General features: G+C 70.3%; 12 protein-coding genes. All 12 read right to left on the bottom strand.

Annotation, left to right across the window (positions count from 1 at the left end; genetic code table 11):
• Positions 1-134 precede the first annotated feature (134 nt).
• A complete protein-coding gene (tyrS, locus tag DYE07_RS00945) occupies positions 135-1,397 on the bottom strand; it encodes a tyrosine--tRNA ligase (RefSeq protein WP_074045616.1) in 1,263 nt (420 codons plus the stop codon).
• Between the two features lie 117 nt (positions 1,398-1,514).
• Complete coding sequence (locus DYE07_RS00940) at positions 1,515-2,153, bottom strand: DNA-3-methyladenine glycosylase (protein WP_062256457.1); 639 nt, start codon at positions 2,151-2,153, stop codon at positions 1,515-1,517.
• A gap of 140 nt (positions 2,154-2,293) precedes the next feature.
• A complete protein-coding gene (argH, locus tag DYE07_RS00935) occupies positions 2,294-3,727 on the bottom strand; it encodes an argininosuccinate lyase (protein ID WP_115296132.1) in 1,434 nt (477 codons plus the stop codon).
• Between the two features lie 80 nt (positions 3,728-3,807).
• Complete coding sequence (locus DYE07_RS00930) at positions 3,808-4,389, bottom strand: arginine repressor (protein WP_006944242.1); 582 nt, start codon at positions 4,387-4,389, stop codon at positions 3,808-3,810.
• Complete coding sequence (argF, locus tag DYE07_RS00925; RefSeq protein WP_115296131.1) at positions 4,386-5,318, bottom strand: ornithine carbamoyltransferase; 933 nt, start codon at positions 5,316-5,318, stop codon at positions 4,386-4,388. Before argF ends, DYE07_RS00930 begins: the two co-directional genes overlap by 4 nt.
• The gene (locus DYE07_RS00920; protein ID WP_006944301.1) at positions 5,315-6,556 is read right to left on the bottom strand and encodes an acetylornithine transaminase; all 1,242 of its coding nucleotides are present in this window, start codon (positions 6,554-6,556) and stop codon (positions 5,315-5,317) included. Before DYE07_RS00920 ends, argF begins: the two co-directional genes overlap by 4 nt.
• Positions 6,553-7,485: an acetylglutamate kinase gene (gene argB / locus DYE07_RS00915; RefSeq protein WP_074040701.1), complete on the bottom strand. Its 933-nt coding sequence runs from the start codon at positions 7,483-7,485 to the stop codon at positions 6,553-6,555. The genes DYE07_RS00920 and argB overlap by 4 nt, the downstream gene beginning before the upstream one ends.
• A complete protein-coding gene (argJ, locus tag DYE07_RS00910; protein WP_115296130.1) occupies positions 7,482-8,633 on the bottom strand; it encodes a bifunctional glutamate N-acetyltransferase/amino-acid acetyltransferase ArgJ in 1,152 nt (383 codons plus the stop codon). The genes argB and argJ overlap by 4 nt, the downstream gene beginning before the upstream one ends.
• Positions 8,630-9,040 carry an ACT domain-containing protein gene (locus tag DYE07_RS00905; protein ID WP_006944305.1) on the bottom strand — a complete coding sequence of 137 codons (411 nt, stop codon included), beginning with the start codon at positions 9,038-9,040 and terminating at the stop codon, positions 8,630-8,632. The genes argJ and DYE07_RS00905 overlap by 4 nt, the downstream gene beginning before the upstream one ends.
• Entirely contained in the window at positions 9,040-10,086 is a 1,047-nt protein-coding gene (argC, locus tag DYE07_RS00900) for an N-acetyl-gamma-glutamyl-phosphate reductase (RefSeq protein WP_115296129.1), read from the bottom strand. Before argC ends, DYE07_RS00905 begins: the two co-directional genes overlap by 1 nt.
• Positions 10,087-10,193: 107 nt before the next feature.
• A complete protein-coding gene (gene pheT, locus DYE07_RS00895; protein WP_062256445.1) occupies positions 10,194-12,725 on the bottom strand; it encodes a phenylalanine--tRNA ligase subunit beta in 2,532 nt (843 codons plus the stop codon).
• A 4-nt stretch (positions 12,726-12,729) separates the two neighbouring features.
• A complete protein-coding gene (gene pheS, locus DYE07_RS00890; protein WP_062256443.1) occupies positions 12,730-13,827 on the bottom strand; it encodes a phenylalanine--tRNA ligase subunit alpha in 1,098 nt (365 codons plus the stop codon).
• Between the last annotated feature and the right edge of the window lie 22 nt (positions 13,828-13,849).

The following is a 13,849-nucleotide window of genomic DNA, read 5'->3' as shown; positions in this document are numbered from 1 at the left end:
TCCTCGCTCGCGGCGACTCAGAGAACATTACACAGCGCGGCGGGTGCTGCCAAATCGACAGCCCGGGTGCGGCCACCACCCCGGGATGCGCAACGGGGACCCACCGTCATGGTGAGCCCCCGCTGTCGTCTCGGTCAGTGCGCGAGCCGCGCGGCTGCCTGGTGCTTGCGCCCACGCTTGATGATCGCGGCCACGCCGTGGAGGAAGTCGTCAGCGCTCAGTTCGTGCTCCGGGTCGTCGAACTTCGCGTTGTTCACGGAGATGGCGCCGTCCCCGATGAGACGTCGGGCCGCATTGCGAGACTCCGCGATGCCCACCGCGATGAGCGCGTCCGTCAGGGTGGTACCCGGCGAAACCTCTCCCCCAGGCAACTCCGCGACGGCGTCACGCAGCGTCCCCGCGTCGAGGGCCGTCACGTCACCCTTGCCGAACATCGCCTCACTCGCCGCGATGGCGCCGGCCGTCGCCGCCTCACCGTGCACGAGCGTCGTGACGTCGGCCGCCAGCGTCTTCTGCGCCACTCGCTTGAAGGGTTCCTCGGCCACGGCGCGTTCGAGCTCCGCGACCTCGTCCTTCGTCCGATCGGTCATGAACTTGATGAGCTTGATGACCTCGGAATCCTCGACGTTGAGGAAGTACTGGTAGAAGACGTACGGGCTCGTCATCTGCGCGTCGAGCCAGATGGCATTGCCCTCCGACTTGCCGTACTTCTGCCCGGACGCGTCCGTGAGCAGCGGCGAGGTGAGCACGTGCACACTCTTGCCCTCCACCGAACGGATGAGATCAGAGCCGGCGATGAGGTTGCCCCACTGATCGGAGCCGCCGAGCTGCAAGGTGCAGCCGTACTCGCGGAACAGGTGCAGGTAGTCGAGGGCCTGCAGGATCTGGTAGCTGAACTCCGTGTAGCTGATGCCCTGCTCGGAATTGAGGCGCGCCGCGACGGCGTCCTTCTTGATCATCCCGTTGACGCGGAAGTGCTTGCCGTAGTCACGCAGGAAGTCGAGGGCCGAGATGCCCTGAGTCCAGTCGAGGTTGTTGACCGCGATGGCGGGGTTGTCGCCGTCGAAGTCGAGGAACGGCTGCACCTGCTCACGGATGCGCGCGACCCATTGCGCCGTCTGGTCCTTCGTCTTGAGCACGCGCTCCGCGCTAGGGCGCGGATCACCGATGAGACCCGTCGAACCTCCGACGAGGACGATGACGCGATGCCCGGCGCGCTGGAGCCGTCGCAGCTGGATCAGCTGGACCAGGTTGCCGAAGTGCAGGGACGGCGCCGTCGGGTCGAAGCCGCAATACACCGTGAGCGGTCCGTTCGCGAGCGCGTCACGCAGCTGCGTCTCGTCGGTGGTCTGCGCCACCGCTCCGCGCCACTGCAGCTCGTCGAGGATGTTGCTCACGTCGTCCCTTTCGTCAGATGATTCGGTTGCGCGGATCACGCACCCACCCCAGAGTCTCCCACGACCGCCCGATCCGGCGCGCCTGCTGCGTGGAGGGCGCCGCTGCAACGGGCTGCGTCAGCGCTTGCGCACCCGCGTCACCGCGGCGCGGTAGGCGGATACGCTCGGCTCGCCCGGGATCCAGAAGCGCCAGGGGAAGCTCTCGCCCTCACCGCCCGGCCCGCTCACGCCGACACGCGGGCCGGTGAGGTACTCGGGCGCGACGTGGCCGTCCGGTCGACGGACGACGACCTGGGCATCCGGCCCGACGACGGGAGTGCCGCCGAGGATCGGCTCGATCGCGAGCGCCTTCGCGAGGTTGCCCGGGCCACGAGCGAGATGGGCGTCCTTGGGAAGCGGCGCGCCCTCGCGTGCACTCGCCATGCGCCGCTCCCGCGCGAGGTCGAGGCCGTCGATGATCTCGCCAGAACGGACGAGGCAACCGGCCGACTCTCCGTCAGCCCCGCAGACGAGGTTCAGGGCCCGGTGGATGCCGTAGTTGATGTAGACGTAGCAGGTGCCGGGCGGGCCGAACAGCGCGGAGTTGCGGTCGGTGCGGCGCTTGAAGCCGTGCGAACCCGGGTCGACGGCGCCATGGTAGGCCTCCACCTCGGTGATACGCAGCGTCACCCCCGCGTGCGAGACGGTGAGGCCCAAGAGCTTCGGCGCGACGTCGACGGGCGGATGGGCGAAGAACGATGAGTCGAGATCCGGCACGCCGACATTGTGCCGCCCACGCCCGATTCGGGCCACCTCCCTCGGCGTGAGGCCCCGCACGCGATGTTGCCCAGGTTTCGGGGGCGTCGGCCCCCGAAACCCGGGCAACATCGAGCGTCAGCGTGAGCGGACGTCGAGCGTCAGCGGATGTCGATGGGTCGGCTCGCCCAGGTACGCAGTTCGCTCGACTTCGCGTGCGCGGCCTCGAGCTGTTCGGCGACGCGGTCGGGAGCCGTCCCGCCCGTCGCGTTGCGGGAGGCGAGTGAACCGGGCACGCTCAGCACCTCGCGCACACCCGGCGTCAGGTGCTCGCTGATGGCGGCGAGGTCATCGTCGCTCAGATCCCACAGCTCGATTCCGCGCTGCTCGCACGCCTGGACGCACTCCCCTGCGACCTCGTGCGCGATACGGAACGGCACGCCCTCACGCACGAGCCACTCGGCGATGTCGGTGGCGAGCGAGAAGCCCTGCGGCGCGAGGGATTCGAGACGCTCCGGGTGGAAGGTGAGCGTCGCCGTCATGCCCGCGAAGGCCGGCAGCAGCAGCTCGAGGGTGTCGACGGCGTCGAAGACCGGCTCTTTGTCCTCCTGCAGATCTCGGTTGTAGGCGAGCGGGAGCGCCTTGAGCGTCGTCATCAGGCCTGCGAGATCCCCGACGAGACGGCCCGCCTTGCCGCGCGCCAGCTCGGCGACGTCGGGGTTCTTCTTCTGCGGCATGATGCTCGAGCCGGTCGAGAACGCGTCGTCGAGGGTGACGAAGCTGAACTCCTTCGTCGCCCACAGCACCACCTCCTCCGCGATGCGGCTGATGTCGACCGCCGACATTGCGGCGACGAACGCGAACTCGGCGACGAAGTCACGCGACGCGGTGCCGTCGATGCTGTTCTCGACGGGGCGCGAGAAGCCCAGATCGTCGGCCACCGAGGCCGGGTCGAGACCCAGCGACGACCCCGCGAGCGCGCCCGAGCCATACGGCGAGGCGTCGGTGCGTCGATCCCAGTCGCCGAAGCGCTCGACGTCGCGCAGCAACGCCCACGCGTGCGCGAGCAGGTGGTGGCTCAGCAGCACGGGCTGTGCGTGCTGCAGGTGCGTACGCCCCGGCATCGCGACACCGAGATGCGTCTGCGCCTGCGAGACGAGCGCGTCGACGACGTCGAGCAGCAGCGCGGCGACCGAGCGCGCGTGATCACGCAGGTACATGCGGAACAGCGTCGCGACCTGGTCGTTGCGCGAACGTCCGGCCCGCAGGCGACCGCCGACGTCGGCGCCGGCGCGCTCGATGAGGCCGCGCTCGAGGGCCGTGTGGACGTCCTCGTCCTCCTGCGCCGGCGTGAACGCGCCCGACTCGACGTCGTCGAGCAACTGCTGCAGCGCCGCGAGCATGGCCGCGAGCGCCTCGTCGTCGAGCAGACCGGCGCGGTGCAGCACGCGCGCGTGCGCCCGCGAACCGGCGATGTCATAGGGCGCGAGGCGCCAGTCGAAGTGCGTCGACTTGCTCAGCGCGGCGAGCGCATCCGCCGGGCCACCGGCGAAGCGACCTCCCCAGAGGCTGAGGCGGGCGTCGGGCTGGGTCATGGGGTGAACCTCTCCTTCATCGGATGGATCGGGCGCGGGGCGCCGGGGAGATTGGAACGGTTGGAGCAGGGCTCGAGGGCTCAGACGCCGCGAATGTCGCCGCGTGAACCGGCGTCGGGATCGCCGCTTTCCTGGGCGTCGTCATCGTGGTCGGTGGAGGCGAGATCGTCCGTACGGCCGGCGAGTTCCAGGAAGCGCTTGGCGACGGGCGCCGCCCCCTGCGGGTCGCGGCAGATCACCATGATCGTGTCGTCGCCGGCGATCGTGCCGAGGACGTCGGTGAACTCCGCGTGGTCGATCGCCGAGGCGAGAAAGTTCGCCGCGCCCGGCGGGGTGCGCAGGATGACGAGGTTCGCCGACGACTCCGCTGTCACGAGCAACTCGCCCGACAGCCGGCGCAATCGTTGGACCGCCTCGGTGCGCGCGGCGCCCGCCCGAGGCGTGCGGTCACCGCCCTCGCCGGGCACGGCGTAGACGAGCGTGCGGCCCTGACGCACCTTGACCGCGCCGAGCTCGACGAGATCACGTGACAGCGTCGCCTGCGTGACGTCGACGCCGTCAGCGAGCAGCCGCTCGGCGAGATCCGTCTGCGACCGGATGGACTCGCGCCCGAGGATCTCGCGGATGCGCTGATGGCGCGCACCCTTCGTCTGCGCCATCATGCGTGCTCCGCGAGGAACGTCAGCAGCGCCTTCTGCGCATGCAGCCGGTTCTCCGCCTCGTCCCACACGACCGAGGCGGGGCCGTCGATGACGTCCGCGGCGATCTCGAAACCACGGTATGCCGGCAGGCAGTGCATGACGATCGCGTCAGGCGCCGCGTGCGCCATCAGCTCGCTCGTCACGCTGAAGGCGCTGAACGGATTGCTCTCGCCCTTGCGCGTGCTCGCCTCGTCCTCCATGCCCATCGACACCCACGTGTCGGTGATGACGACGTCCGCGCCCGTCACGGCTTCGATGGCGTCCTCGCTCGCATGCGCGCCGCCGCAGGTCGTCGCGGCGATCTCCTTGGCGCGCTCGAGGATCGCCGGATCCGGGCCGTACCCGTGCGGGCCGGCGACGGTGATGTCGGCGCCGGCCGTCGCGAAACCGAGCAGGTAGCTGTGGGCCATGTTGTTCGCAGCGTCACCGACGTAGGCGACCTTGCGACCGGCAGCGCTGCCCTTGTGTTCGGCGACCGTCAGCAGGTCGGCGAGGATCTGGCAGGGGTGGAAGGCGTCCGTCAGGGCGTTGACCACGGGCACGCCCGCGTGCTCGGCCATCTCTTCGAGGCGGCCCTGGCCGTAGGTGCGCCACACGATCGCGCTGACCTGGCGCCCAAGCACCTTCGCGACGTCGTGGATCGACTCACGCGTGCCGATCTGCGCGAGCTTGCCGTCGACGATCATCGGGTGCCCGCCGAGCTCGGCGACCCCCACGCTGAAGCTGAGCTGAGTGCGCAGCGTCGGCTTGTCGAAGATGATGGCGACGCCCTGGGGACCCGCGAACGGCTGCTTGGCGTGCCGGTCTCGTTTGAGCGTCGCCGCGAGCGCGAGCACCTCGGCCTGCTCGGCGGGGCTCAGGTCGTCGTCACGCAGGAAGTGGCGGGTCATGAGGCGTTCTCCTCGGTCTCGGCGGCATCGAGCAGGCCGGGCAGCGCGGCGACGAAGGTGTCGACCTGCTCGGCCGTGATGACGAGTGGCGGGGCCAGGCGGATGACGTCCGGGCCCGTCGCGTTGATGATGAAACCCGCCTCGCGGGCTCGGACGACGACACGCTGCGCGAGCGGGTCGCGCAGCACGATGCCGCGCAGCAGGCCGCGGCCGCGGACGGTAACGACGCGTTCGTCGCCGAGATTCTCGACAGCCTCGACGAGGTGCTCCCCCAGCCGCCGCGCCTGCTCTCGCAGGCGTTCGTCCTCGATCGTGCGCATGACGGCGACGCCCGCGGCGCACGCCAGCGGGTTGCCACCGAACGTCGAACCGTGCTGGCCGGCCTCGAACATCGTCGAGGCGGCACCGAAGGTGACGAGCGCACCGATCGGCACACCGCCGCCGAGGCCCTTGGCGAGCGTGATGGCGTCCGGCATGACCTCCGGTGCGATCGTCTGGAAGCCGAACCACTCGCCGGTGCGTGCAACGCCCGTCTGCACTTCGTCGATGATGAGCAACGCCCCGCGTTCGCGCGTCACCTCGCGGGCCGCGCGCAGGTATTCGGGCGAGGCCTCGATGACGCCCGCCTCACCCTGGATGGGTTCGAGGATCACCGCGCCCACCGTGTCGTCGACGGCTGCCCGTAGCGCCTCGACGTCGTGGTAGGGCACGCGCGTGACGCCCGGGACCAGCGGTTCGAACGGCTCGCGGTAGGCCTGCTTGGAGGTGAGCGACAGCGCGCCCAGCGTGCGGCCATGGAAGCCGCCGTCCGCGACGACGACACCGGGGCGAGCGGTACGGCGCGCCAGCTTGAACGCCGCCTCGTTGGCCTCGGCGCCGGAGTTGCAGAAGAAGACGCGAGTGTCGCCGTCGCCACCCGACGCGGCGACCAAGCGTTCGGCGAGCTCGATCTGCGGGCGCGTCGTGAAGAAGTTGGACACGTGGATGAGCTTCGCCGCCTGCTCGCTCACCGCGGCGACGAGCGCGGGGTGGGCATGGCCGAGAACGTTGACCGCGATACCGGCGAGCAGATCGAGGTACTCGCGGCCCTCGACGTCGCGAACAACGGCGCCCTCGCCGCGCTCGAGGACGAGCCCGGGCGCCCCGAAGACCCCCATGAGGGAGGCGCCGTAGCGCTGCGTCAGATCCCCGTGCGTCGGCATCGTGGACGCCGGGGCGTCATGGTCGGCCGGGTTCATCGGCGTCCTCCTGAGGTGATCATCGTGCCGATCCCTTCGTCCGTGAAGATCTCGAGCAGGATGGAGTGCGGGCGTCGCCCGTTGACGACGTGGGTGTGCGGCACGCCCCCGCGCACGGCGCGGATGCAGGCCTCGAGCTTGGGAACCATGCCCGAGTCGACCGTCGCGAGCATGCGTTCGGCCTCGTCGACGGGCAGCTTCGACAGCAGCGACGACTCGTCCGGCCAGTTCGCGTAGACCCCCTCGACGTCCGTGAGCACGACGAGCTTGTGCGCGCCGAGCGCGACGGCGAGAGCACTCGCGGCGGTGTCGGCGTTGACGTTGAGCACCTGCCCCTCGCGCTCGAGGTCGGGCGCCACGGACGAGATGACGGGGATGCGCCCCGAGTGCGCGAGGTCACGCACGATCTGCGGGTCGACCATCTCGACGTCACCGACGAGGCCGACGTCGACGGCCTCACCGTCGACGATGGCGGGGCGGCGGCGGGCGCCGAACAGGCCTGCATCCTCGCCGGAGAGGCCGAACGCCATCGGGCCGTGATTGTTGATGAGGCCGACGAGTTCGCGCGAGACCTGGCCCGTCAGCACCATGCGCACGACTTCCATCGTCTCGGGCGTCGTGACGCGCAGGCCGCCGCGGAACTCGCTCTTCATCCCGAGCCGGTTGAGCATCGCGGCGATCTGCGGGCCGCCGCCGTGGACGACGACGGGGCGTAGCCCGGCGTAACGCAGGAAGGCGATGTCTTCGGCGAAGGCGCGCTTGAGGGCGTCGTCCCTCATGGCGTTGCCGCCGTACTTCACGACAACGAGCGCGTCCTGATACTTCTGCAGCCACGGCAGCGCCTCGACGAGGGTGCCCGCCTTGAGACCCGCCGAGGCGAGCGACGAGAGGTCGCGAGGCTGGGTCGTCACGTTCTCCGTCCCGCTCATGTGCTGTACGCCGAGTTCTCGTGGACGTAGTCGTGCGTGAGGTCGTTCGTCAGGACGGTGGCGTCGGCGTCACCGGCGTGGAGAAACACCTCGACCTTCACTTCACGCTGAGACATGTCGACGCCAGCGCGGTCGTCACCGACCCCGCCGCTGCGGCACACCATGACGCCGTTGATCGCGACGTCGAGCTGCGTCGGCTCGAACGCGGCCGAGGTCGTCCCGACGGCCGCGAGAACCCGCCCCCAGTTGGGATCGTTGCCGAACACGGCGCACTTGAAGAGGTTGTTGCGGGCTATCGAACGTGCAACCTCAAGTGCATCGTCAACGTTGGCGGCGCCCTGGACGTCGATCGTGATGTCGTGCGCGGCGCCCTCCGCGTCGGCGATGAGCTGTTCGGCCAGGTCGACGCAGACTTGCGTGAGGATGGCCGTGAACTCCCCCATCTGCGGGCTCACCCCGCTCGCTCCCGAGGCCATGAGCACGACGGTGTCGTTCGTCGACTGGCAACCGTCCGAGTCGATGCGATCGAACGACATCGCCGTCGCCGCGCGCAACGCCTCGCCGGCCTGCTCGGCGGTGAGGACCGCGTCGGTCGTGATGACGACGAGCATCGTCGCGAGGGACGGCGCGAGCATGCCGGCGCCCTTCGCCATGCCGCCGATCGTGTAGCCGGAACCGAACCCGGTGCACTCCTTCGCGACCGTGTCCGTCGTCATGATGGCGGTCGCGGCGTCCTCCCCGCCGTCAGCGCTCAACGAACCGGCCGCCGCGGTGATACCGGATTCGATCTTGTCCATCGGCAGCAACTCACCGATGAGGCCCGTCGAGCAGACGACGACGTCACCGGCGCTCACACCGACGGCCTCGGCGGCGAGTTCGGCACTGCGGTGCGTGTCGAGGAAACCCTGCGCCCCGGTGCAGGCGTTGGCGCCACCGGAGTTGAGCAGAACGACGTCGGCGCGCCCGTCCGTCACCACCTGGCGCGACCAGGTCACCGGCGCCGCCTCGACGCGGTTCGAGGTGAACACGGCGGCGACGACGTGCTCGGGCCCGTCGTTGACGACGAGGGCGACGTCGGGGCGCCCGCTGGGCTTCAGCCCCGCCGTCACGCCCGCCGCGCGGAAGCCTGCGGCAGCGGTGACACTCATGGTTTCTCCTTGATGATGTGCCCGCCACGAGCCCACAGCTCACGAGCGCGCGCGGATTCGTACGTCGGCACCATGATCCAGTCGGTGTCGAACGTCGAGACGGTGAAGACGGTGACGTCGGCCTCGCCGAGCGGCGCGACGATGGCCGAGAGCAGACCCGTCAGCGCGAAGTCGAGCGGACCCTCGACCTCGAACACGTGGAACGGGCCCTGCTGACGCACGACCGCGTCCCGCGGGATCGCTGAGGTGAGGCACAGCACCGACGTCTCCGACGCCGTCGCACTGACGGAGACGAGCGGCGCGTCCGTGAGCGCCCATTCGGGCACGACCTCCTGCGCGCCGAGGCGCACGTACGACAGCTCCTCGGGGTGGGCGATCAGGGTGAACCGAGCTCCGAACGCGACCATCAGGGGCTCACCCCCGCGAGCGGCAGGCCCGTGGTCTCGCCCAGGCCGAGCGACAGGTTCATCGACTGCACGGCTGCACCGGCCGTCCCCTTCGTCAGGTTGTCGACGGCGGAGGTGACGACGACGCGCCCCGCCACCTCGTCGAGCGCGAACTGCAGGGTGACGACGTTCGACCCGAGCACCGAACCGGTCGCGGGCCACGACCCGGCAGCCAGGAGCTCGACGAAGGGTTCGTCGGCATAGGCCTCGGCGAGGGCGCGCGCGACGTCATCAGCCGTCGTGCCGGGCGCCAGCCGAGCCGTCGACGTCGCGAGGATGCCGCGCGGCATGGGGGCGAGCGTCGGCGTGAACGACAGCGTAACCTCGCGCTCACCGCCGGCGGCGAGACGCAGGTTCTGCGCGATCTCGGGCGTGTGACGGTGCCCGCCGCCGACGCCGTACGGGCTCATCGACCCCATGACCTCGGCGCCGAGCAGGTGTGGCTTGAGGCCCTTGCCGGCCCCCGAGACACCCGAGGACGCGACGACGACCACGTCGTCGAGCGCGATGAGGGACGCCGCCGCGAGCGGCGCGAGAGCGAGCGAGACGGCCGTCGGATAGCACCCGGGGACGGCGACGCGGCGCGCGCCGCGCAACTGCTCGCGCCGCTTGACGCCCTTCGAGACGAGTTCGGGCATCCCGTAGGCCCAGGACCCAGCGTAGGGCGTGTCGTAAAAACGCTGCCAGTCGCTCTCGCGCTCGAGCCGAAAATCCGCGCCACAGTCGATGACGACGACGTCTGCGTCGAGCTGCGCGGCGAGCGCAGCGCTCTGCCCGTGCGGCAGTGCGAGGAAGACGACGTCGTGGCCGGCGAGGGCGTCAGCGTTCGTGGCACGCACGGGTCGCTCGGCGAGGGAGAACAACGACGGGTGATGATCGCCGAGGCGCGAACCGGCGGAGGAACCCGCCGTCAGTGCGCCGATCTCGACGTCGGGATGGGCGAGCAAGAGGCGCAGGATCTCCCCGCCCGCATATCCACTCGCCCCGGCGACAGCTGCTGTGACCATGCCCCCAGCCTAGCGCAGATCGCATACCCATGCATTTTTAGGTCATACTCATGCACACAGGGTGGAGACGGCGTCACGCCGCCCCCACCCTGTCGATCATGCCGGAATCAGGCGCCGCGCAGGCTCGCTCCAACACTCTCGTCGACGGCGCGCACTGCCGCGTCGCGTGCCGCGTTCACCTCGTCGGTCGTCAGCGTCCGCTCGGGGGAACGGAAGAACAGGCGGTACGCGAGGGACTTCTTGCCCTCACCGACCTGATCGCCCGTGTAGATGTCGAACAGCGCGACCGACTCGAGGTGTTCACCGGCCCCCGAGCGCAACGCCGTCTCGACGCGAGCCGCAGGGACGGACGCGTCGACGACGAGCGCGACGTCGGAATGCGCCTGCGGGAACGTCGCGATGCTCGAAGCGACACCGGGGCGCTCGGCGTACGCCGACAGCGCGTCGAGGTCGAGTTCGCCCCCGACCGTGCGGGCCGGCAGCGAGAACGCCGCGACGACCTTGGGGTGCAGCTCGCCCGCTGCGCCGATGACGGTGCCGTCCGGCAGCGCGATGCTCGCGCAGCGTCCCGGGTGGAACGGCGCCACCTGCGCCTGCTCGATCGTCAGGTCGACGCCGAGCACGCGCCCGATCTGCAGCGCCACGGCGATCGCGTCGCTCCAGTCCGCGCCGCGCCCGGCACCCCACCAGCCTTTGCGCTCGCTGTCACCGGCGGCGACCCAGGCGACGTGGCGCGGCTGCGCCGGCACGGCCGAGCGGATCGCGTCGAGCACCTCAGGCGCCGGGTGCACGCCGACCGGTGACGTCGGCGCCTGGCCCGCCTCACCGGCGACGACGAGACCGATCTCGAACAGCGCCACGTCCTTGAACCCGCGCGCGACGTTGCGCTTGAGCGAGTCCATCATCGTGGCGAGAACACTCGTGCGGATGAGCGGCAGCTCGTCCGACAGCGGGTTGGTCAGGCGCACGCTCGTGCGCCGCGCGTCGTCGGCTGCGAAGCCGAGCTTGTCGTGTACGTCATCACTGACGAACGGCAGCGAGATGATCTCCGTCAGGCCAGCCATCGCGAGCGCATTCGCCACGTTGCGGCGGTAGCGCTGCGACGCCGTCAGCCCACGCCCGGCGAGGGGTCGCGGCAGGACGGATGGGATGGCGTCATACCCGCGCAGACGCGCCACTTCCTCGACGAGGTCGGGCCCGCTCGTCAGGTCGGGGCGCCACGTGGGCGGTGTGACGCTCCACAACGGTTCGTTGCGCTCGACCCGGCACCCGACGGCGTCAAGGCTCTCGGCGACCTCGTCGTCGGAGTACGCGACACCGACGAGCCGCGTCGGCTGCTGCGGGTCGAAGTCGATCGGCTGCGGCGCGCGCGTCGTGTCGAGGTCGGTGACGCCCTCGTCGACGGCGCCGCCGCCGTACTGCACGAGCAGGTCGACGGCGAGCTGCGCCGCGGCTGCGGCGATCTGCGGGTCGACGCCACGCTCGTAGCGCTTGGACGCCTCGCTGCCGAGCTTGTGGCGGCGCGCGGTGCGGGCGACGGAGACCGGGTCGAAGTGGGCGGCCTCGATGAGGACGTCGGTCGTCGAGTCGCTCACCTCGCTGTCGGAACCACCCATGACGCCGGCCAGCGCCAGCGGGCGCGCACCGCCGTCGGTGATGAGCAGATCCTCGGCGAACAGGGTGCGCTCGACGCCGTCGAGCGTCGTCAGCTTCTCCCCCGCGCGGGCGCGTCGCACGACGATCTCCTCGCCCAGCGCCCCGAGATCGAACGCGTGCAGGGGCTGGCCGAGCGCCATCATGACGTAGTTGGTGACGTCGACCGGCAGCGAGATCGAGCGCATGCCCACCTCGGTGACGGCCGTCGCGAGCCACGCGGGCACCGGTGCGTTCGGGTCGATGCCGCGCACGACGCGTGCGACGTACCGGTCGCAGCCGACCGCGCCACGCAGCCCCTGGGGGTCGTCGACGCGCACCGGGTAACCCAAGTCGTTCGCTGCCGGCGCCCTCGTCGTCAGCGCATCGACCGGGTCGGTGAAGCTCGCGCCAGTGGCGTGGCCGTACTCGCGCGCGATGCCGCGCATCGAGAAGCAATAACCGCGATCGGGGGTGACGTTCACCTCGACGGTCTCGCGGTCGAGCCCGAGCAGCGGCAGTGCGTCCTGGCCCGGCGTGAGCGACGAGGCGTCGACACCGAGGCGCTGCGGCAGCAGGATGATGCCGCCCGAGCCGTCGTCGGGCAGGCCCAGTTCATCTGCGGCACAGATCATCCCGGCCGACAGGTGACCGTACGTCTTGCGGGCGCTGATGGCGAAGCCGCCCGGCAGCACGGCACCCGGCAGCGCGACGACGACGGTGTCGCCGACCTGGAAGTTGTGCGCGCCGCACACGATGCCCTGAGGTTCACCGGTGCCGTTCGCGTCACCGACGTCGACGGTGCACCAGTTGATGACCTTGCCGTTCTTCTGCTCCTCGGGCGTCTTCGTCAGCACGCGGCCGACGACGAGGGGGCCGGTAACGCCGCCGCCGTGGATGGCCTCCTCCTCGAGTCCGACGCGCACGAGGTCCGCTGCGACCTGCAGGCCGGTTGCCCCTTCGGGCACGTCGACGTACTCGCGCAGCCATTCGATGGGAACTCGCATTGTCTCAGACCTCCAAGCCGAACTGGGCGTCGAAGCGGACGTCACCCTCGATCATCTCGCGCATGTCGGATGCGCCCGTGCGGAACATCAGGGCGCGTTCGACGCCCATGCCGAACGCGAAACCGCTGTACTCGGCCGGGTCGACGCCGCAGGCGCGCAGCACGTTCTCGTTGACCATGCCGCAGCCGCCCCACTCGATCCAGCCGGTGCCGCCGCAGGTGCGGCAGGCCGCGTCCTCCCCACGGCAGACGAAGCACCGCAGATCCATCTCGGCGCTCGGCTCGGTGAACGGGAAGTAGTTGGGGCGCAGGCGCGTCGTGATGCCCTCACCGAACAACTGCGTCGCGAGGTGGTCGAGCGTGCCCTTGAGGTGCGCCATCGTGATGCCCTTGTCGACCGCGAGGCCCTCCATCTGGTGGAAGACGGGCAGGTGCGTCGCGTCGAGTTCGTCGGTGCGGTACGCCTTGCCGGGCGCGACGATGTAGAGCGGCACCCCACGATCGAGCATCGAGCGTGCCTGCACGGGCGAGGTGTGCGTGCGCATGACGAGGCCGCCGTCGGCGGGGTCGAGGTAGAACGTGTCCTGCATCTGGCGCGCGGGGTGGTCCTCGTCGAAGTTGAGGGCGTCGAACACGAACCACTCGGCCTCGACCTCTGGCCCTTCGGCGACCTCCCACCCCATGCCGACCATGAGGTCGACCATGAGCTGCTGCATGAGTTCGACGGGGTGACGCCCGCCGACGGGGCGACGCAGCGCGGTCGCCGTCGTCACGTCGACGGCCTCTTCGGTGAGGATGCGCTCGTCGCGCTCGGCCTCGAGCTCGCCCTGGCGGGTCTTCAGCGCGGCGCCCACACGGCCACGTGCCTGGCCGACGCGCTTGCCCGCCTCGGCCTTCGCCGACGGCGGCAACGCGCCGATCTCGCGGTTGGCCAGCGCCAACGGGGACTTGTCACCCGCGTGCGCCGTGCGCACCTCCTTGAGCTCCTCGAGCGAGGACGCGGCGGCGATGGCCGCGAGAGCGGCGGTGACGTTGGACTCGACCACCTCGGGGTCGAGGGCAGCGACCTCGACGGGGTCGTAGTTCGTGTTGGGGCCAGACATGCGCCCGAGTCTATCGAGTGCG

Source organism: Dermacoccus nishinomiyaensis, assembly GCF_900447535.1.
Lineage (GTDB): Bacteria > Actinomycetota > Actinomycetes > Actinomycetales > Dermatophilaceae > Dermacoccus > Dermacoccus nishinomiyaensis.
The sequence above is the reverse complement of the archived record's forward strand: the minus strand, read 5'-3'. Positions and strand labels throughout refer to the sequence as shown.